20 protein-coding genes and 1 pseudogene are annotated in these 21,193 nt (G+C 40.4%); 3 read left to right on the plus strand and 18 right to left on the minus strand.

Annotated elements, in window-relative coordinates; translation table 11 throughout:
* Positions 1-164: 164 nt before the first annotated feature.
* From E0496_RS16780 to E0496_RS16790, 3 genes are all read right to left on the minus strand, one after another.
* Positions 165-629 (minus strand): RCC1 domain-containing protein, encoded by a 465-nt coding sequence (locus E0496_RS16780; RefSeq protein ID WP_141502938.1) that lies wholly within the window; start codon positions 627-629, stop codon positions 165-167.
* Between the two features lie 313 nt (positions 630-942).
* On the minus strand, positions 943-1,362 hold the full coding sequence (locus E0496_RS16785; RefSeq protein ID WP_141502939.1) for a GNAT family N-acetyltransferase: 420 nt from the start codon (positions 1,360-1,362) through the stop codon (positions 943-945).
* Between the two features lie 154 nt (positions 1,363-1,516).
* Positions 1,517-1,969 carry a MarR family winged helix-turn-helix transcriptional regulator gene (locus E0496_RS16790; RefSeq protein ID WP_141502940.1) on the minus strand — a complete coding sequence of 151 codons (453 nt, stop codon included), beginning with the start codon at positions 1,967-1,969 and terminating at the stop codon, positions 1,517-1,519.
* Positions 1,970-2,105: 136 nt separating this feature from the next.
* Here E0496_RS16790 and E0496_RS16795 point away from each other — a divergent pair, with 136 nt between their 5' ends.
* Positions 2,106-2,561 (plus strand): GNAT family N-acetyltransferase, encoded by a 456-nt coding sequence (locus tag E0496_RS16795; protein ID WP_141502941.1) that lies wholly within the window; start codon positions 2,106-2,108, stop codon positions 2,559-2,561.
* 12 nt (positions 2,562-2,573) lie between these two features.
* Positions 2,574-2,957, plus strand: a complete 384-nt coding sequence (locus tag E0496_RS16800; RefSeq protein WP_141502942.1) for a hypothetical protein — start codon at positions 2,574-2,576, stop codon at positions 2,955-2,957.
* A 151-nt stretch (positions 2,958-3,108) separates the two neighbouring features.
* Here the strand turns inward: E0496_RS16800 and E0496_RS16805 are convergent, their stop codons facing one another.
* Positions 3,109-3,483: a hypothetical protein gene (locus E0496_RS16805; RefSeq protein ID WP_141502943.1), complete on the minus strand. Its 375-nt coding sequence runs from the start codon at positions 3,481-3,483 to the stop codon at positions 3,109-3,111.
* A 267-nt stretch (positions 3,484-3,750) separates the two neighbouring features.
* On the opposite strand from E0496_RS16805, the gene E0496_RS16810 reads away from it, so the two are divergent.
* Positions 3,751-4,734, plus strand: coding sequence for an SLAC1 anion channel family protein (locus tag E0496_RS16810; RefSeq protein WP_141502944.1), 984 nt, complete (start codon positions 3,751-3,753; stop codon positions 4,732-4,734).
* A gap of 363 nt (positions 4,735-5,097) precedes the next feature.
* Here the strand turns inward: E0496_RS16810 and E0496_RS16820 are convergent, their stop codons facing one another.
* From E0496_RS16820 to E0496_RS16885, 14 genes and pseudogenes are all read right to left on the minus strand, one after another.
* Positions 5,098-5,670, minus strand: coding sequence for a YdcF family protein (locus E0496_RS16820; protein WP_141502945.1), 573 nt, complete (start codon positions 5,668-5,670; stop codon positions 5,098-5,100).
* 92 nt (positions 5,671-5,762) lie between these two features.
* Entirely contained in the window at positions 5,763-6,152 is a 390-nt protein-coding gene (locus tag E0496_RS16825; RefSeq protein WP_141502946.1) for a hypothetical protein, read from the minus strand.
* A 46-nt stretch (positions 6,153-6,198) separates the two neighbouring features.
* Positions 6,199-11,055 (minus strand): S-layer homology domain-containing protein, encoded by a 4,857-nt coding sequence (locus E0496_RS16830; RefSeq protein WP_141502947.1) that lies wholly within the window; start codon positions 11,053-11,055, stop codon positions 6,199-6,201.
* Positions 11,056-11,487: 432 nt separating this feature from the next.
* A complete protein-coding gene (locus E0496_RS16835; RefSeq protein WP_141502948.1) occupies positions 11,488-11,955 on the minus strand; it encodes a nucleoside deaminase in 468 nt (155 codons plus the stop codon).
* 270 nt (positions 11,956-12,225) lie between these two features.
* Positions 12,226-12,972, minus strand: coding sequence for a type I methionyl aminopeptidase (map, locus tag E0496_RS16840; RefSeq protein WP_141502949.1), 747 nt, complete (start codon positions 12,970-12,972; stop codon positions 12,226-12,228).
* Between the two features lie 27 nt (positions 12,973-12,999).
* The gene (locus E0496_RS16845) at positions 13,000-13,725 is read right to left on the minus strand and encodes a TetR/AcrR family transcriptional regulator (RefSeq protein WP_141502950.1); all 726 of its coding nucleotides are present in this window, start codon (positions 13,723-13,725) and stop codon (positions 13,000-13,002) included.
* A 251-nt stretch (positions 13,726-13,976) separates the two neighbouring features.
* A pseudogene (locus tag E0496_RS16850) lies at positions 13,977-14,318 on the minus strand (manganese catalase family protein); the annotation flags it as partial.
* Between the two features lie 213 nt (positions 14,319-14,531).
* The gene (locus E0496_RS16855; RefSeq protein ID WP_141502952.1) at positions 14,532-15,158 is read right to left on the minus strand and encodes a class I SAM-dependent methyltransferase; all 627 of its coding nucleotides are present in this window, start codon (positions 15,156-15,158) and stop codon (positions 14,532-14,534) included.
* A 446-nt stretch (positions 15,159-15,604) separates the two neighbouring features.
* Positions 15,605-16,579, minus strand: coding sequence for a zf-HC2 domain-containing protein (locus E0496_RS16860; RefSeq protein WP_141502953.1), 975 nt, complete (start codon positions 16,577-16,579; stop codon positions 15,605-15,607).
* Positions 16,576-17,085 (minus strand): RNA polymerase sigma factor, encoded by a 510-nt coding sequence (locus E0496_RS16865; protein WP_206669788.1) that lies wholly within the window; start codon positions 17,083-17,085, stop codon positions 16,576-16,578. The genes E0496_RS16860 and E0496_RS16865 overlap by 4 nt, the downstream gene beginning before the upstream one ends.
* A gap of 589 nt (positions 17,086-17,674) precedes the next feature.
* Positions 17,675-18,472 (minus strand): YwqG family protein, encoded by a 798-nt coding sequence (locus E0496_RS16870; protein ID WP_161601452.1) that lies wholly within the window; start codon positions 18,470-18,472, stop codon positions 17,675-17,677.
* A 172-nt stretch (positions 18,473-18,644) separates the two neighbouring features.
* A complete protein-coding gene (locus tag E0496_RS16875) occupies positions 18,645-19,229 on the minus strand; it encodes a GNAT family N-acetyltransferase (protein WP_141502955.1) in 585 nt (194 codons plus the stop codon).
* A 172-nt stretch (positions 19,230-19,401) separates the two neighbouring features.
* On the minus strand, positions 19,402-19,671 hold the full coding sequence (locus E0496_RS16880; RefSeq protein WP_141502956.1) for a CD3324 family protein: 270 nt from the start codon (positions 19,669-19,671) through the stop codon (positions 19,402-19,404).
* 385 nt (positions 19,672-20,056) lie between these two features.
* Positions 20,057-20,875, minus strand: a complete 819-nt coding sequence (locus tag E0496_RS16885; protein WP_141502957.1) for a hypothetical protein — start codon at positions 20,873-20,875, stop codon at positions 20,057-20,059.
* Between the last annotated feature and the right edge of the window lie 318 nt (positions 20,876-21,193).

The following is a 21,193-nucleotide window of genomic DNA, read 5'->3' on the forward strand; positions in this document are numbered from 1 at the left end:
CAATGATTTTAGTTTAGGTAAGTCTAGCAAACTACGAATCTCGATGTTGGATTGAACATTCAACGTGATGTACATACTCATCTCTCCCTTGAGACCAGTATGTTTCATCTCGTCAAAGTTGTACATTATTATTCAAGCACTTCTGTACATGTTTAGATTAGCATTTACACAGAGCACATATTTTGGGCCAATTTCGAATCCGCCGCTAATGCCACTTGGCAGCTCTGCCCCCAGGCCCAAAGCTTGCCGCTACCGTCCAAGGCAATACTTCCTGCGCTACTGCTAGCTATCTTGCGAATGCCCGACAAACCCTGAACCTGTGAAGAGACAGAGGAACCCTCTTTCCAGTTCCAAACCGTTCCATCTTTTTTGAGCAGCAACTTGGAAGTCACTTTGACGGCACCTGGAACGCTTGGTCCGCGCTTTGCGAGTTCGTTGTCATGCCAATACCAAACCGTTCCATTTCCGTCTAGAGCAATCCCAGTTCCATTTGCCTGAACCGTAAAATCAATATCCACAATTCCACTAAGGGATCGTCTTTCGTTCGCAGCGGAACTAGAGGCGTATGCAGCATTAGTAAGTGAAGCTAATAACATAAAGCTTATCGCAAAAATAAACCATTTCTTCAAACCACAAACCTCCCATTTTTTTCTTATAATAACAGACGATCTAATCCTTTACTTTGTTTCAATTTTTAAACAAAAGAGAAACACCTGATTGATTCCGCCTCGTTCTGGTGATAGTTAAGAAGCATTCTTTCTTTAGCAACATTTTCTGAGGCTTTACGTTTACAATGAGATAAAGTAGATATATTGGTAATTTTTTTCTCATCCATCAGAATAGATTATCTACATAAAGAAGATGGATTCCTCATCATATAGACGCCCGGCAAACTAATAGGGGTGAAATTACCTTCTTCTTTAAAATAATTTAACAATCAATTTATTCATAAACCATAACCCAATATTTCTCTTTTGAACTACCTTCTTCAACAACTTTCTTCCAACCATTATGCTCATAAAATTTCATCGCTTTTTGATTTTCAGATATACATTTCAATCTGACTGGTTTATTCATTTTTACTAAGGAGGCGTTAACCAATTGACCACCAACCCCCTTACCTGAGAAGTCTGGATGAACAAATAAATGATGTATAAAATCATCTGGGAGGTATAAAGAGGCAAATCCAAGGATTTGAGTATCTTCCTCTGCTAAAATGATATATTCTTCTTTCGTATGCTTATCAAAATCTTCTAAAGTCATTTCTTCTGCAACTGCCCAATGAAAACTTTTACGACGAGATTCAAGATATATACTTCTTAAATCAGCGTAGTCTGATTCCCTTGCTACTCTAATATTCACATTTTCACTCTCTCTTTTATAGTTTGCGTTGTAATAATCGGAATAAAAAAAAGCACAGGGCTATGGTATCTGCTCCTTTTAATTGATTTGCAATTCATGAATCTGAATGCGGAAACTGAATCTTTTCAAAGGAGTTCAATAACAATTGGTGATTTCAATACTCTCTTTTATTTCCCTTCTTTACGAAATCCCACTCGACCTCAATATTTTTTCTCACTCTTTGCAAAAGCTGAAACAATTTTTCTGAATCTTTTTCAGAAAATCCTGCTAAAGCAACAGAGTCTGTATAATCTCCTTCTCTCTTCAGAAAAGAGTACGCTTGTTTACCATTTTCAGTTGTAAAGAGCCTTTTAATTTTTTTGTTCGTTTCATCGTCTTTCTTTTCAATAAAACCTTGGATTTCAAGCTTTTGAATCGCACGTGATGCGGTTGTTCGGTCGACCTTTATCATTTCAGCAACTTTTTCTTGAATAATTCCAGGATTCTCGTATATACGAACAAGATATAAATATTGTCCTTTTGTAAGATCTATTTCCTTAAACTCTATATTACTAATGGAATCCAATGCCCTAGCAATCATTCCAACTTCACGAAGTATCTCCTTCATTCAATCACCAACCAATCCACTTTTTATTGCATTTACAACAATAATGTTTTTGTGTATGCTTATAATTATTGTTGAATTCATTATGACGATTTTCGCAAAAAAAATAAACCATTATCATATCATTGGAGTGAATCGAATGGAGTTTAAAATCGATGATTTAACAGGATCCGAAATAATCGCATTAATCAGTGAACATTTACAGAGCATGTTTAAACATTCCCCGCCGGAGAGTGTACATGCGTTAAATTTGGATGGATTAAAAGCGCCGGAAATCACCTTCTGGAGTGCCTGGGAACAAAACGAACTTTTAGGTTGTTGTGCTCTTAAAGAACTGGAGTGCTATCATGCTGAAATCAAGTCAATGCGTACTTCTACCAAGCACCTTAGGAAGGGCATCGCATCAAAAATGCTTGCCCATATCATTGAGGAAGCTAAGAAACGAGGTTATCAACGGCTGAGCTTGGAAACCGGATCCATGGAAGCTTTCGAACCGGCTAGAAAGTTATACGAACAATTTGGATTTGAATACTGCGGTCCGTTTGTGGATTACACGGAAGACCCCAACAGTGTTTTTATGACGAAAGAATTATAAATACAACAACATATGAAGAGAACTCTAACATTGCATACAAAAGAGGGTTACCAATTAGAGATTCGACGTTTATATCATCTGGAACTACAGGAAATACAAGCACTTATGTTTGATGTTATTTCGCGACTGCCTTTCCAAGATCTTTTTGCAATGGATGATGAAAATGGCTTCCTCGATCTTTTTAATGGACAGGGTGAGATATATGGTGCTTTTAATAATGGGACATTAGTTGCTTATTCAGTTTTGGCATTTCCCGGTGTAAGCGAGAGTAACTTAGGATCTGAATTTGGAGTACTAGAAGTAGAATTGCCCTTGTTCACGCGACCGATGTACGGTGGAAAGAATAGACATTGTTATTCAAAACGACTTATTGGGCTAAAGAATGAAGGGCTCTGATCCGTAGGCATAGACCGAAATATAGCCTGGGATAAAGTGACCGCACTGCGGTCACTTTCCAGTTATTTCATAAGAGATTTCAGTAGACCGGCAACCTTTAGTATGGTGCTATCATTTATCGTTAGCTTAACCAAATTCTTCTGAAATCTCTTTAAAATAAATCTCTCTCTCTTATATCGTTCACTATTATTAATGCTTCGCGTAAATTCTCCAAATTCCCCTCTTCATTAAATTTCTCCACTAATTCTGCTGCATACATAATATCATTTGCTGCCCCGTAATCATTTACCGTGTGTGCTAGCGCTTCATATACAACAGGTTCAAGGGCATGGCTATCGAAGCGGCTTATATTCGTTCCATTCCTTGAAATAATACTCTCTAAGCGCTTGCTAGCATCTTCAAAAGATAAAGTCAAAGCGGGCTTGCTTTTGAATGCGTCGGGCAAATAGGTTTTAAAGGCGATTCCGCCAATAATCAACATGGCTAGTATAATAGCGATGATGTCGCGTTTTAAATCCGTAGTCATGCAAATCTTCCTCCCAAAAGTCTGGTACGTTTTCACCCTTACTTCCATACGTCGCAGGAATTTTTTTATTCGTGACACGATAAGCAATTTTGCATCTTAAAATTTGAAAACTCTGTACTATAGATTTCATCAATCGTTTTCATAGAAAGAAGAATATTGATCTATAATTTATAATCTCATATAATGAGGCATCCGAGAGAAGGCAGTTGCCACAAAAATATAAAACGATTGCACTCTACATTCGATAATAGAAAGTAGTGACTATTCATGCAAACCATGTCTGCCTTACAAAAACAAAAAAGCATTGGTTCTATTCAATTCTTACCCGTTAATCTCTTTGCCTCGGTTATGGGTATTTCAGGTCTGTCATTGGCTTGGATACAAGCAAGCAAGCTATTCGGCACTTCCCGCGTCATCGCTGATATGATTGGAATCGTTGCAATTCTGGCATTTGTTGCATTAAGCATAGGCTATATTTCAAAATGGGTTCTATATCCACAAAATGTAAAAGCAGAATTTACGCATCCCGTGATAGGTAATTTTTTTGGAACGATCACGATTTCCATTTTACTACTTTCCTCCGTGATAGGTACCTATAGTCAAATATTGGGGCAAATGATGTGGGTCATTGGAACTGTGCTCACTTTAGCCCTTTGTTTTGTCATCGTTACACGCTTGCTGAACGGGGGTCTTGATCCAAGTAACGTAGTTCCTGCTTTACTAATTCCTGTGGTTGGTACCCTTAATATTGCTGTTACCAGTGGAACAATGACGTTCCCTTGGGCTCATGAAATGAATCTGTTATCCCTCGCGATAGGAGGAATTATTGCTTTAATTTTCCTTTCTTTGATCTTATCCAGATTAATTCATCAAGCTCCACTGCCTACAGGATTAATGCCATCCATGATGATCATGATTGCACCGTTTGAAGTCGGTTTTCTCGGCTATACAAACTTCGAGCAGCGAATTGATCCATTCGCCTCCATCTTGTTTTACTTTGGTCTGTTCTTGTTCATCATTTTGTTCTTCAAAATATTCAAAAAATCCATTCCGTTTAGCGCCTCTTGGTGGGCTGTAGGCTTTCCAATGGCCGCTCTCAGCAATGCCGCTTTAAAATACGCGATGTTTGTGCATTCTTGGCTGTTAATCACCATTTCGGTGATCATTTTAGCTTTTGTAAGCATCGTTTTAATCGTTCTCTTTATTCGAACAATTGACATGTTATTTAAAGGGAGTTTGCTTAGAGCATAAGGTTAATAAATGGAGGATTTGTTATTAAAACGATTCAAAGTTTAATTCTCCATTTTGTGAATATGGCGTGTTTTGCGAACAGTCGATACTGCTCTTGCAGATCTTTTTCCTTATCAATAGTGATTGTTTAATTTATAATTACCCATGAGCTTATTAACTTAATCCATGGTCTTCATCTATCATCCATGAGAACTCTTTAGAAATGGAAATTGCAACACCAGTTATAGCGATTTCTAAAATGTCACTAATATATCTTGGCAAATCGATTTCAATTAGGTTTACTTCTTCAACACCTTCGAGTGTATCAAACGCGTAGCTACCATCTAATTCTGCAGGAATTTAAGGTTATCATTATAACTATCATTATTTAAAAAGATATTTATAATAAGCTGGGAATTCTCGTATAATGGAGTAAATATCTCTATACTCAAAGATTTTGGCATGAGCTGAATACACTGCTTTCATATCCATTTTTCTAAATGCTAATTTTGTCCTAGATACATGAAAATATTGAGTAATAACCATTACCGAGTCTAAATCTAATTCATCCATAATCTTGCTGGTATTTTGGGCGGTTATATAAGAGTTGTACCCATTATTATCCTCTATAATTTTATCTTCCGTTATCCCTTTATCTATTAAGTAAGATTTCATAACCTTTGCCTCATCGAAACCTTCCTTACCAATACCACCACTAACAATGATAAAAGTAAAATAGCCTCCATCATAAAGTTCTACGGACCTATCTAATCTTGCTTTTAACCGGTCAGAAGGCTGTCCATTAACTTCTACTTTATTTCCTAATACTACAGCTGCGTCAACAGGTTTCAATTCATCATTCAACCCATCTATGATTACGAAAGTAGTGTGAATGATAAACCAAATGAGAAAAATTGCTACTACTATTAAAAATCTTCTAATGAAAACAAAGTTCAATCTCTCACCTGCATTCTCTCATTTTTTATCCATAATCCTTACTAAGATATTATCATTCTCAGGAGCAAGAAACCTTCCACGCAGATGCCCCATTACTCTCCTTTAATTTGTTCTAGATTATTCATGATACTAAACGCTGCTTCATAAAAGAGATGAACCCATTTTTTCATTTGTTCCACAAAATCTTCACTATCGGGAGCACCTATATTCACTGCTGTTTTTTGACCATTATATACTTCATTGAATAATGAGATTTCACGATTGTACTTCTCTTTAATATAATCTCTATGAAGTTCACTCATTGCAATAATTATATCGTACTCTTTAAAGTGATTTTCATCAAAAAGCGTTCTTTTGAAGTCGGTGGTGTCTATATTCATATTAATATTATTTTTCAAGCAATTTTGCTCTGCTATGCTAGCAAGAGAAAAGCCAAGAAATATACCGGTTAGTAACCCGGTAATTTCTTGGCTTTTGTTCATGTATGAATGGTCGAGCTTTTATTTATTCAGTTACACCAAGATGGTGCTATTGCTTGAATAACAGCTCTTTACCATCCGGAAGGTACGTGTAATAGTGATCCTGCGATGCTTCTTCAATATGCTCATATGCCCAGTGAGCAGAAGTCGCATCCGGCCATGTTGGTTTTGTCACACCTGTAAGCGGCCCTCTTCCAAGCAAACGGTTCATAATAGTAACAGCTTGGGCACGTGTTACATATTCCCTCAGACCGAACGAGCCGTCCTCAAAACCAATCATAACCCCCGCTTTGTTAACAGCGGCAATAGCGGCTGCAGCCCAATGCTGATCGGATACATCCTCAAAAGTGTTCGTGAATGGTGCGTCAAGATCGGCGTTTAACCATTTGGCCGCAATCATTGCCATTTCGGCTCTCGTTATGCGGTCACTTGGTCGGAAGTTGCCCTGCTTATCACCGATCATTAATCCAATATCTTGTAGCTGCTCGATGTTAGCTGCTGCCCAGAACCCTTTTGCAACATCTGGGTACAACTTCTGGTATTCATAAACATTAGATAAATTTTTGTTACGTGCTAGTAAAGCCGACATTTCCGCTCTCGTAATCGTATTATTCGGGCGGAATGTGCCATCAGGGAAGCCTTTAATATAAGCAATATGATGGGCAGGGTTTGCAATGTTCAGGTCGGTGAATGACTTCAGAGTGCCTGTGAAGCCGCTGCCTGGCGTATAAGATACGGTTGCTTCATAACCAGCTGGGATAGGATTCTTCAGCTGAATAACAACTTGACTGCCGTTCACTTTAACTTCTTGTATTTCTACTGCCTTACCGCTAACTTTCACGATAAATCCTGATGTATCCACCTTGCCGCTGCCGTCAACTAGATCAAGGACAATAGTTCCCGCTTTGGGATCGAAGGTAGTCTTCTTCACCTGCTCCGTCACTGGCTGAACGGGTAGGACAGTACTTCCACCTGTCGATCGTTCTGTTAACTGAATCACTGAGAAAATGCTAAACTTATCAATTTTAATCTCTAGCCCAATTGGAGTGATACCGTTATATACAACGGTAGGGTTCATTACAACCTTTTCTCCATCGCTATGCTCTACAAACACCCGAAGTGAATTCAGGAAGGAATCAAAGTTGCTTGCAGGCACTATGATTCCGTTCTTTGCGAACGGTAAGAACAGTGTTGTTGTGTAGTCACGATAGTTTGTTTCAATTTCCAGCGAGGAGCCGATTACTTCAACATTTCTGCCTCCAGCTGCTGTTCTTACAACCGTGTCATTCACAATGCTGGCATTTAATTCAGTTTGATGACCAGCATCTTTTACAGGAATTAAGCGGAAAAACAAGTCAAGATAACGGTCTGCCATTTGGGTAAGCGTATCTGCTGGAATAGATAAGGTCGCATATTCCGTGCGTATATCCAGCGTATTTTGGTTGTTGTTTAACAGTCTTACAGATTGTCCAGGAATTTCGACAGCAATTTCACCTGGTTCATCTCCCGGAACTTCATTAATATATACGGTTGAAACCCCGTTTTTTGTTCTAAGATCATTAACAAACCTTGTTGCTGTTGCGGAATCGAAAATAGCTTTGTCAATCTTAACTCCGTTTGATAACATAACACGATTAATACCAACCTGCTCATTCACCTCATCATCTGAACCGCCAACAACCCGAACTTGTCGATAATTCTCGATTGTTGTCTTTGTTAAGTTCTCAGCTTTGACAATTAACAGGAATGTGCGGGTTTTTGTTACACCGTTTTTAGAAACAGAAGCGGTGAGTATAACACTTTCATCCTTTGCATGACGATGAACAAGTGTCTTAACCGTTCCATTTTCGGGCAATGAAATTTCAATCGCATTCGGCTTGTTGGAGGCCCACTCGACGGTCGTTTCATTGGCTCCTGTTGTTACAATGAGTACAGGAAGTGTAACGCTCTCCCATGTATCGTTTGCTTGGTAACCGATTTGCAAAGCCCGAAGCGCATCATTAATGGCTTCGTCTGTCGTGAATTCGACAGTTATAAGCAAAGGTTTACTTTCATATCTGCCTTCTTCGGTTATTGTCACTTGAATTTTAGTTCCCGGCTCAAGGTCAAGTCCTTCGATGACAACTGCGCCTGTCTCTGCTCCGGTATTTACTGCTCTTTTGAGCTCTGTACCATTCTCGTCGTATACGATAATGGTGGCGCCTGCAGGCACCTCTACTACCTTAACGCTGCCTGTTGTTACACTAGGTTTAACAGTTGAATTCTCGAGTGAATTGCTTTCCGATTTTGCTTGGCTTGAAATCGACGGGCTTTCCAGTTTTCCAGTTTCCGTCACTCCAACCTTAATCAAGTCTCCCTCATTAAGTACATGAGGAGCTTCAATGTTAACTACAACGGTTGTAATGGAAGGACCTGTGTTTGTGACTTTACCAATAACATCGCCGTTCTTGTCATATACGTTGATGGTCGCACCTGGTGGTACGTCTTTAACGGTTACTGTGTTTTTCGTTGCGTTTGTTTCTACATTGTCGGTATCAAGCAGCGAGCTTTCCGTTTTCGCTTCGCTCACTACCGGTTCACTTTCCAGATGACCGTTTTCTGTGACCGTAACTTTTACAATATCGCCTTCAGTAAGTTCGGGTATAGATTCAATCGTAACTACAACGGCTGTTTTCGTTGAGCCTGTATTAGTAGCCGTACCAATAACATCGCCGTTCTTGTCATATACGTTGATGGTTGCACCCGGCGGTACATCTTTGACGGTTACGGTATTGTTTGTTGCGTTCGTCTTAACGTTATTCGTGTCAAGTACGCTGTCTAGCTTCGCTTCGCTAGACAATGGGTTACTTTCCAGCTTGCCTGTCTCTGTAACTGTAACTTTAATGATGTCGCCTGCCTCAAGCGTATGCGGTGAATTAATCTCGACTACGATATCCCCTATCGAGCCGGGGTTAGTAGCTGTACCAATAACATCGCCGTTCTTGTCATATACGTTGATGGTCGCACCTGGTGGTACGTCTTTAACGGTTACTGTATTTTTCGTTGCGTTTGTTATAATACTTTCCTCAACTAGCGTGTCGCTCTCCAACTTTGCTTTGCTCGTTACTCGTTCGCTTTCTGTCTTGCCGTCTTCTTCAGTAATTGTAACCTCAATAAGGTCACCTTCTTGGAGCTTGGTTGGCAATTCAATAGTGACTACAACGTCTGCTTCTTCATCGCCGTTGTTAGTTGCCGTACCGATGAGCTCGTCATCGTCGCCATACACTTTAACAGTTGAGCCCGGTGGGACGTCTTTAACGGTTACTGTGTTTTTGGGTACATTCGTGACAATATTCACTTCTTCAGGTGCACTACTCCGTACAATTGGAGTTACTGCTGTTAAGTTGCTGGCTGCTTCACCATTCTTAGCATATGAAATATCAATTTGGCTGGCGTTAGCTAGGATATCCTTGCTGGCGTCTGTCAAATTGAAGCGAACCTTTCCGTTGGTTGCCACTGGCGAAGTTGCAATGACTTCATGATTGTCGTCGTAAAGGGTTACGGCAACTCCATTCGGAACGCCATCAATCGTCACAATGCCTTTAGTTGTGTAGGCTAATACGATATTATTCGCCACAGGCGCTGCCGTCTTAACCACCGTAGTCTGTGCGGAAGTACCTCCGTTGCGGGTAACGACGGTAATGATGTTGTTGCCGACCTGTAAATTACTTGAATCGTTGAAGGTATAAACAAGTACGCCTTCACTATTTGTGCTATACTCTCCAGTAATTAATTGGTTATTAACGTAAATATCAACTTTTTCATTAGGCAGATTATCACTGCTGCTAATTCCATTGACCTTGATATCAATACCCGTCTGCGCTCCAACATCAGTAGAGACTATCTTTTTGATTGTAACTGCACTTGGTCCTTGTTTATAATTTCCGTCGGGTTTTAGTCCGCCCACAACGTAGGAGTTTTTGAAATACCATGCCAGAATATCATGATGGGAGTTAGCTCCACCTGTACTCGCTCCAAAGCCTACGTATACCTCTTTGTTCATAAGGGACATGCCGACATTACGGGATATCGATCTGTTATTTGCATTGGCTCTATTATCACTTAGTCCATAGGTTGTGGTAAGTAAGCCATTTTGGTCATAATCAACCCAAACATGAACGTAATCATTGCGTGACCCGTAATCGTATAAACGGAAGTTAGCGCCTTGCAAATTATCAATAACGTCACCACTGCCCTGTGGGTGATTGTTGTTGCCATTCATGACAATAGCGACATGATCGGCAGTAGGGCCGTTTGGATTAGTTACCGGATGATATCGATTTGAGAGACTATAAGGCAGATTAGGGTCATTGTATTGAATCCCTAGATGAGGTCCGAGGTTTTTCCACGTATCGAACTCTACACCTACAGAATTTGGAATACCAGCATAGCCCACTCCTTCTCCAACCCCGCCTAAAACAGGAGTAGGGTTATCCTGAATAATAAAAGTTAGTCCATCAGCGGGTCCAGGGAAGCCAGTATTATTCAAAGAGGTGCTTCCATTCAAATGCATGACAAAATAAGTACTAAATCCGCCCTCAAGCTTAATCTTATTTGTTCGAACGACGATACCGCTCGATCCGTTCGTTACCGGCACAACTCTCAATCGCCCGCCCGCTGTTGTGGCGTTGTTATTTCTGCCCGGAATAATTGGGAAGTTCAGCACTCTGGTCGCATCATTTGATACATTGGCAGTAGAGCCGGTGTGTGCGAATTGTTGCCAGCCCACATAGATTGGCAGCGAATCCGGCTCAGAATCCGCCAATACAGGCGTAATCGGTGCCGCGGTGAATACTAAAATAATTGAAATAATAACCAATAAAACCTTTTTGAAAAAAGAATCTTTGTGAAAATGTTCAACGTGCATGATTTTTCCTCCTGGTTGTTGTCAACAATTTGTAAAAATATATGCTAATTGGCACATTTCCAATTATAACATGTCATTCTGTACAAACTCTTAACAAGAAATGATCACCTCAATTATCAGTTATATATAGAATAAATAGGAATTTCTGCCAGTTAACTTAAAGAAGAAAGGAGCAGCTGCCGCAGCAAACTGCTCCTTTCTTCTTTAAACTATCTTACTAAGTTAGTTTAATAATTTTCTGCATCAATTACTGGCAACTGCTCCATGGTTCGCTTAGCTAACATTTTCTGTTAGCCTTAACGCTTACTTTTTTTACTTCAATAGTAAAGTATTGGTATATATTGACTGAGTGCCTCTAATGCTTTTTCCACTATAAACTATACTCTTAACGTATTAAGGCTGCCGCCGATTTGAACGTTTACAGAATAGGTATCAACCTTTCGTATGATGCGGAAAATAGCTGGCTAATACACTCAAACTCTCATCCCGTAATATACCCCCAATGAAATCTGGTTTATGATGGGAATGTTCAAATACAATTTCACAACAGGAACTTCCCTCTTCACCCAGTAGATTGCACAAATCCCGATTGCTAGCACCGAAAACCAAGCGCCCCAGGTTTGTCCATACCATCGCACCACTGCACATAAAGCAAGGTTCACAGCTCGAATATAAGGTGTATTCATGCAAATCTGTGATATGCGTTTCTTCGCAAAATCTTCGAAGTAACCCAGCTTCTGCATGAAACGTTGGATCTGTTGCTGAATAGATTTGGTTTTCGTTAGAATACACAATCATTCCATCTTTAACTAGAACAGCTCCGAAAGGTTCGTTACCATGATCAACGGCAAGTTTTGCTAGCTTGATGGCTTCTTTCATAAAAAGCTCGTCTTGGTTCATTCTTTTCATCTCCTTAGCATTAATAACTAAATATTGTTAATGCAGTCCAGGTAAAGCAATTCATTCAACGGTCTGATGTCTTTAACTAGATTGGATAAAACATAAATGTGAAATAATTTTTGAAATCGACTAAGAATCGATAAATCTTCTATCTGATTTTCAGTTAAATAGATACGATCCAACATAGGTAGATTCAATTCATTAATAATAAAGGTCCGGTTTGCGACTTATTTCCTAAAATGAGTCATTCCAGTCCGTTCGCCTCTCTTCTTACTGGGCAGTTAAAATCAGCGGTCCGTCCGATGTGACTGCGATCGTATGCTCATATTGCGCCGACAACTTGCCGTCAGCCGTTCTCGCCGTCCACTGATCGTCGTCAATCGTGATACGGAACGTCCCTTCGTTGATCATCGGTTCAATCGTAAATACCATGCCTTCCTTTAACCGAATGCCTTTGCCGGCTATGCCGATATGCTCGTAGCTCGGCTCTTCGTGCAGGCTCCGCCCGATCCCGTGCGCCAGCAAATCGCGGACAACCGAAAACCCGTTCGCTTCCGCATGCTGTTGAATCGCCGACGTTATGTCGCCGAGCCGGCCCCCGGGAAGCGCCCGGGAAATCCCCAGATCCAAGCATTCCTTTGCCACCTTCATTATTTTTTGCGCTTCCGGCCGGATATTGCCCACCGCATAGCACCAGCACGAATCGCCAAACCATCCGCCGTATTCCGCGACGATGTCGAGCTTCAACAAGTCGCCGTCCCTAAGCGCCAGGTTCGAAGGAATGCCATGGGCCACCACATCGTTGACCGAGATGCAGGTTTCGGCGGGGAAACCATTGTACCCTTTCGTAAACTGCTTGCCGCCCAGCTTGGTGATGTGTCTGGCAACAAAATCATTGATTTCCCAGGTAGTGATTCCAGGCTCGATTAATCTGGCCACCTCGCGGTAGCAGTCCGCAACGATTTGGCTCGCAGTTTTCATCTCTTCGATTTCCCTAGGTGATTTTAAAATGATCATTTTTTAATGATTCGCTCCTTATCAATTCTAAAATTTAAAAATCCGGACAATATCCCTGGCCTCCTCGTGCAGCTTTCCGCGGCGAAGCGAAATCGATGCGCAGCCTACCAGGGCGGCTAGCAGCATTTCCGCGTGCTGTAGTCGATTCGGCTTCTCCGCCGCATTTCCGCCGGAAGCAGCAGCCCCATCCGCCACACGCTCGGTTTCCAGCAGCGCGGCAAGCGGCGCGAGCACCTCCCGGCGATAGGCTGCCAAGATCGGGGTCGACCGCGCCTCAGGTAGAGAGGCAAACCCCTCACCGGCCAGCTTATACAGCAGGTACAGAGCCTGGTCCTCCGCCCAGAGCTGCATCAGCCGTACGCCGGCAGCGGCAACGGGGCCAAGCTCTGCGGCAGCGGCCGTTTCGCGGCTTCCGTTTCGTGTATCCGCAGCAGCCTCAATGTTCCCAGTGTCCGGCGCAGCCGCCAAGCCGAAATGCCTGCCATTCGGCGCTTCCCCCGAAGTCGAAGCGCGTGGGGCCTCCAGCCATCCCTCGGCCCGCACCAATGCATCCCAAAGCAAATCGTGGAGCAAATCGCCCTTATTGCTGTAATAATGGTATACCGTGCCATAACCGAGGCCCGCCTGCACGGCCACATCGCGGATTTCCAGTAAAGGCCCTTTATTCAAAAACACATCGGCAGCGGCTTTACGGATTTGCGCCAAACGCCGCAGTCGGATCTCTTCGTTTTGTTCCTTCGTGCGTGGAGTCATCTCGACTGATCACCTCTTTTTTTGACCTACTATTATGTCAATATAAAACATCGGCATGCAAATAACAAGAGAATAGCTGGAAAATTTACAGGTTGGGGCTACCGCATGTTATTTCAGGATCTTTCTACTGGAACCACCTTTATATAGTGCTTATGCTGTTTTTATTACATTAATCTTCCAGTTCAGCTTAATAACATGAATAAGCCAATATTAGAAAAACCTCCCCGCAGCACCCTGCAGAGAGGTTATCTCTAATAAAAAATCTTCTCATCCCGCTTTTCTTTGAGGATCTCCACCGCTTCCCTGAAACGCAGCGAATTTACAATCTTCCGCTCCCACAAGAACTTCAAGCTGTCCTTTAAATCCACGTCGTCCATCAGATCAATCAGCCATCGATAAGTAGCACGCGCTTGCTCCTCCGCTGCGATATCCTCACACAAAGCTGCAATCAGATCGCCTTTTGCCTGAATATAGATAGCCGTCCACGGAACCCCGCCTGCGTTCTCATAGAACAAAGCGCTGTCATGGGCGACGTAATGAGCATCAAAACCCTCTTTCTTCAATTGCTCCAGTATCGCGTCCTTTGTCAACTCAAGAAAAACAAAATCAACTCATTGAAAACATTACCGTTCATCATCTAGTCGTTGTTTTACCTACTCTTATAAGTCTTCTTCTCTCACATTTGCATTAGGGTGAAATCCTGCGAATGCATGAGTCTGAGTGAGTAAACCGAATCATTTAGAAGGATTTCAATGTGTATCAAAAAGGAGCAGGCCTCTCGGCAGTTCCCCACGTTACCGTATCTCTTATGATTTCTTAAAATCTAGTCTAATGAATTTTTTACCATTAGGAAGAATATATTCTTTGGTTTTTAGACATCTAAATTTTTCATTAGAAAACTGTTTAATTATTTTTTTTGCATCTATATTGTGTGAAATTGTAAGTAATGGGTCAAAGGCTGATATATAATCTGATTGACTTACAAAGCCGTCAGCTTGATTATTCTGAATAGTGCACGAGACAACTCCCACATGATTTCTATTTTGATTTATAAAGGAAACAAATGATGCATCTCCAACATACTCAATAATTAAATTTGCAATTAGTAAATCTGTTTTTGGTAATGTAAAAGAATTATCACTAATATCACATTGCACTAGCTCAAGAGTACTACCCATATAAGAGTATCTAGTTTGACATACATCTAAGTAATCTTTGTTTATGTCAAAACCATATATTTTTTTTGTAGTATGTAAATCAATCCCCTCTAAACCATTTCCCCCAGCAACCCCTAGGATGCCAACAATCTCGTGCCCATAATTTTCACATTGTTCTTTAGTTATTTGATTTAAAGTTTGTAATTGAAATACAGCTTCAGATTTCATATGGTTTTCATATATATCCAATTTAATTTCTTGCCACGGATTGTACAAAATTCAGTCTCCTTATAATCCATATTATTGTTTCAACACATCCTCGTTAAAACCTACAAAGTCCTCCATAATGTACAAGGCAAGATTATGAAAAGCATGTGCAACTCGAAATACTCGATTAAAGTTATCTATATTGAACTCACCACTGTTCTTGATATCTAACAACGCTTGATAATTAAGGGCTAAATAGGCTTTTCTTCTGCTCTCTTCCAATAATACCCACTCATTTCAACGTAGTTTTTGAATATTCGTTATATTCGAGGTGGTGGTCTCAATACCTCTCTACACCGTACATGATTTAGAATGACTTTACTGATAATCTTGACAAGCTATTAGCTTGTATAGCTCAACGAGGCTACCGTTTCATTCCGGCAGCCTCGTCTTGGTCATAATTATGCTAAATTCCCTCGTTAGTTGAACCCGCTGAATATGTCCCTCATAATTATTTATTCCCAAATGCTCAGATGTTCCAAATACTCACTGATCATAGTTTCGCCAGGAGTAGACGTGGCGCTTGTAACTACAAACTTCCCTTTGCCATTCCCCTGAAACGACAAGGTTCCATTCTCTCCTTTATGATTCTTTTTAGAAATGCGAACACTGTATTTCAACTCCGTCAAGCCATTATCACCAACATAGGACTCGACAACCTTTCGCCCCTTTAAGATGTAGTCTAGCGCTTTACCCTCTTTTAAATTGCGAATAAAATATCTTTTGCTTATCGTGTAGAATTCATCATAGGTCATATCCTTATAAGGCGACTGATCATACCATTCTCTTAATTCAACCAGTTCCTGCTTAGCATCAATTAGCCATTGATTAAAATTTTCAGCGGGTATAGTTATTTCTCCATTTGTATATTCCTGTCTACCATCTTCATTAGTCATTAGCTGGTACTCTTCACGATTAATTGTGGAAGAATAAACATCATCTTTGTTCCGTTGTATGATTGCATAATAAGCAGATACATTAATATATTCAAATGCCTTATCATAATCTCCTTGCTCCAGAGCAGTAACAAACCTTCCAGAGCTATAATAGTCATACAAATTCGTAAATGAGACTCCCTCACCTCGATATTGATTAAAGCTGAGCCAGAGTGTGGGAAGGAGCAACACCATTACTAGAAAAGAAATGAGCCATCTTCGTCTAATCCTTTTTAACACTTTTACAGCTGAGCGATCTTTTAACTGATTGTTCGGAGCCTGAACTTGTCGCTCTTGGCCTACAGACTTTTCTACGATTAAATCTCCTGCCATTGCCTCATATTTTTTCTTGCATTGTGGGCACTCATCCAGATGCTCTAAAACAAGAACCTTACTCTCATCACTACATACCTCATCAACAAATAATGGAAGTAGATCATAAATAATGTTACAGCTTGTATTTAATCTCTGTCCCTTTGATTCTCCTCTATTCATTTCCTCGCCTCCATCTCACTGACAATCCGTTCCTTCGCCCGATAGTATGTAATCTTCGCCCACGACTCTGTCTTGCCGAATAACTCCGCAATTTCTCTAAACTTCAATTCCCCAAAGATTCGTAGTGTGAACACTTCTTTATATGGCTCTGGCAAGGTATGCAAAATCCGATGCAATAGTGTTGCTTGCTCCTTCTTCAATAAGCTAAGTATGAAATCCTCACTGATATGATTATCTTTTCTTACTCTATCCTCTATTGAAGGATCAACTTGTACTAGCCTTCTGTTCTTCTTATAGTCGTTGTACACAAGATTCTTTGCAATCTGACAAAGCCACGCATACAAGGAACTCTCACCCTTGAATTTGCCTATGTGTAGATAGGCCTTATAAAAAGTTTCCTGCGTTAACTCCTCCGCTAAAGTCTCATTACGCGTTATTGATAGAATAAAGCGAAAAACTTGATCGGCATATTCAGCGTATACATCTGCAAAATCCTTCAGCCCCATCCCCTCTTCCTAGTCTGTACATCGATCTTCTATAAGACAATCCACTTCCAAAAAAGACACAAAATTTTGAACACCCAAAAGTATTTTCAAACATCGATCCTATGAAATTATGGAGCTGCCTGTTAGCAGTAATGAAAAATAGAGCAGTTGCCGCACGGCTTCTGCTCCAGATATTAACCGATTCTATAGTAACACATATTGGAAGTATCCTGTCCGTTAGTTCAACGAAGCTGCCGTTTTATTCCGACAGCCTCGTTCTGATGATTGTTTAGCTATCTGATTCGTAACAGAATCTGTATTCTGTTACGAATTAATTGAGTTGAAACAAGAAAACCCACCTTTGTAAGGTAACCCATTGTTTGCACCGACACCAGAATGCATTTAATTCACAGTATAATAAAACGCGACCAAACTGCTTAAATAACAGTTTTGTGTCGCGTTTTTTCATGGCAGTCTTATCTTGGGTTCTTGAGCTATAGTCTCCCGTTATTGAACCGCTGAGTGCCTAGGCTTTCGGTAAACGTAGTGGAATTAATATAGTATTTCTATTTAGTTCCTTTCAAGTGAGGGGATTTTATGGGGCCGCATACTAAGTACCGACCAGATCAGTAAAGACTTCATTAAAATCTCTATTCAGCATATCTTCCTTTGTAATATAAAAATAAAGTAATCCTGACAAATCCCATTGCATTCCTATTTCATCATTGGTATCTGCCTGAAATAGTAACTCAGTATCAGCATCTTGAGAGCCATACTGTAACCCATTTATATAACCAAAAAAACGGAACCCAATATCATGCTGACACATCTCATAATACGAAGAGCAGAATTTCTCGTATAGGACATACGCTTCCTCGTCGTTGTCAAAAAAACGTTTTTCAATAATAAATGAGTTAACCGGAATCGTGTTTTCAAATTTAAAATTCATTAAGCAACTCGAAAATGAATTAATATCCGGTCCTGCCTGAAATCGTTTCAGATCGGATAAATTAGATGTGTATAGCACCACGTTTTGATCTTTGGGAAAGGTGTCATATAAAAATTCATGAGAGAAGAGCACATCATCATCACAAGGATAAAAAAAATGAAGAATTCCAGTGGTAGGATAATTCTGATCTATTGAAGATATAGGAAATTCCTCTAAATTTATTTGTGCTATAAAACTCATTGGGTGGCCTTCCCAGTCCGGCCACGTAAATCCGGTTGGGGTATCAGGGCTACCCCCAATCTTACTTTTTCCGATAGAGAGTTGATCCTCTGGTGTTATAGTTGGGTCTATGAAGAAACCAGGCTTCACTAATTGTTTGTATTTCTCCCAGTATCTTTCCAAACCTACATTCAAGAATAATGGTTTGATTACCTCCAGTGACGGCTTCGGCTGCATCATTCGCATTTCCTCCATAAACTAGTATCACTTGTATTTCGACAGAAGATATTCATCTCCTTTAGCTAAACAAAAAAGGGGCTCCGTCTATTCAACTAACGTGTCCCTTCAGTTCAACGAATATCGGAAAACCTTGTTTATTACTAAAACTATGAATCGAGAATAACCTCTCTAATTATTCACTTTGGTCAAAACTCGTGTTGAAGCGAAAGACTAGCATTTCTCCAACTTCAGGATTAGGACCAAGCTCTTCGGAGTATTTCCCGTTGGTGCATGTGTTAAGCGTCCTACGCCAGAAACGTTTCGCACGTTCGTTTCGATCGGTGGGATTGGTTTGAACTTCCCATTGCCCTCGCATCTTTTCAATAATCTGCCGCACCGCTTCTTCTCCAACGCCCTTTCCTCGATAATTGCGTAATAGGAAGAATTCATTCATGTAATAATCGATATAGTGTGGACATGGTGTGAAAGGTGCAGTCGCCACAAAAGCAAGACCTGCAGGTATATCATCCACTGTGATAAGGTAAGGGAATAGAACGTTCGGATGTTCCCACCAAATATCGAACACACGATTCTGATCAACCAAAGTTCGGGTATCATCATTCTCAAACACCCCGTAACGATTGATCTTGTGTTCCCACACTTCGGACAAATCATGAAGATACAGTGGATAAATATTGTTGATAATAAACTTCTCTTCCAAACCACATAGTCGTACGGTAACATTTAACTTATTTACTTCATGATTAACATGATTCATTTTGCAACCCCTCCGGTTTCGTTAATTTCAATCATCGATATCACTGATACCATCATTCTTTCCTAGCATCAGTATAAAGTGAATATGGCATCCTTTATAGGCAGAGTATTCTTCTATTCATTTCTTACATAACAAAAGGCTCGCGTTGGTTTTATCCAATGCGAGCCTTTTATTATGCCTTCGCTTTATAAACAATCTTCTTAATGCTGTCATGGGATAGACAGTAGGAACTCGCGAGTTGTTCCACATTCATCCCCTGCCGGAAAAGCTTCAGGATCTCTGAGTTTCGGTTCAAAAGATATTCACGTTGCCCTGATTCATGTCCCCACTTTTTTCTGCATCCTTTGGGTGCGGGGATATATAAAGTCTTGCCATGTATATAATTTTGTATTTCACGAAGTAACTTTTCTGGTAAAATATCGCTTGCTGAAACATATTTCATTGGCTTCGCCCCTTCATCTAATAGCGATGGAAAGTTGCAAAGCCTAAATGACAACCGGTTTCTTGCCGTAAATTCCTTGTTATAAGGTTAGAAAACTAGGCTCCATGCAAATAACCGCGTTAATGTCATATAGACTTTGCATGGAGCGAATCTCCAAACTCTGCATCAGTAAAATTTCACGAAACATTGTTTTACTAACACATTTCATAACGACACCCCTTTCTTATGATGATATATACTTTGCTACAATTATTTCTTCATAACGATGATGAATTCCTTCTGAAGATAGGATTAAATCATTAAACTCATCTGCCCGTCAGCTTAATAAAAAAAGCAAGTCCCGCGCATATTTGACAAGCCATACACCTATCCCCTGTTAACCCTATTATTGATATGGACTCATGATTTCAAAGTGGTTCATGCGAAGCGACGGCTTCTTCATCGTATCCCAATCTGGCTGAAAGGCAAAGAATTTCTTCAATCGAACAAAGATTTGTTCTCGCTCCGCAAACGTGATAGTCCGTTCGTCAATTTCGAAACAAAGGATGAGCACAATATCAAATGTTCTCTGCGCCTCTTGGTAGGTATATTCGCTCACGATCGTATTCTCGTCGAGCCCCCTCATATCGTCCGTATCCTCATCATCTTCATCTGCCACTTTCACATTTATTTCATTGCAGTGATTCACATGTTGTTCGATGAGCCTCTTTGCCTCACACATATGAGCCTCGAATCGAGATGGATCAAATAACAAGGAGAAGTAGCCCATTAACTCATCAAACATACCTAATTCCGTGTCGCCAATCAGAATATTGTCAAAGCCATGCGTCAAGCCTATCTTCAACTCCTCCATGTAGGAGTAGTTAAATTTCGCCAAGTTCGCTGCATAAGCAGCTCTGCCAGTTCTATAGTGATAGAATGTGCTGCACAATAGCCAGACAAGAGGAGGGTAAACAAACCAAAATCGATTCGAATGGTCCCGCATTAAGCTGCGATTGGCCGTTCCAAATAACTCGAAATAATCTGCAAGCTTGCTGACGTCGCCTTTCTCGTATAAAAGTTCTATTAATCCACGAAATTCATATAGACCGAAAGTGAAATTATTTTCGATCGTAAATCCCTCTTGCAGGTAGACGCGATGACTTTCCTCCGTAAGTTCAACCTTCTCCTTTAATCCTTCATAGAACAAAATCCGATCTTTCATCGTTTGTGTCGATACCTACTTCCTTAATATGAATTTTCAGACGAGATGGGCGGCGCTGACTCATATCGCCAGGCTCGGGTATAAATCCCTTGTTTTTAAGCCAGAATTCGAAATACTCCTTACTAATTGCTTTCAGATCTATATTCTGAAATAAAGTTGTAGCTCCTTGTCATTTAATATGCAATATCTTTACAAACACATCCACAACCTTTAATAGTTATTATGCAACTGATTAACAAATAATTGTAGCAATCATTTCTAAGTGAGCAAATTCGTTGATACATGGTAATTAACAGTGATTAAACTATTATTATTTCT

The organism is Paenibacillus luteus, assembly GCF_006542765.1.
Classification (GTDB): domain Bacteria; phylum Bacillota; class Bacilli; order Paenibacillales; family Paenibacillaceae; genus Pristimantibacillus; species Pristimantibacillus luteus.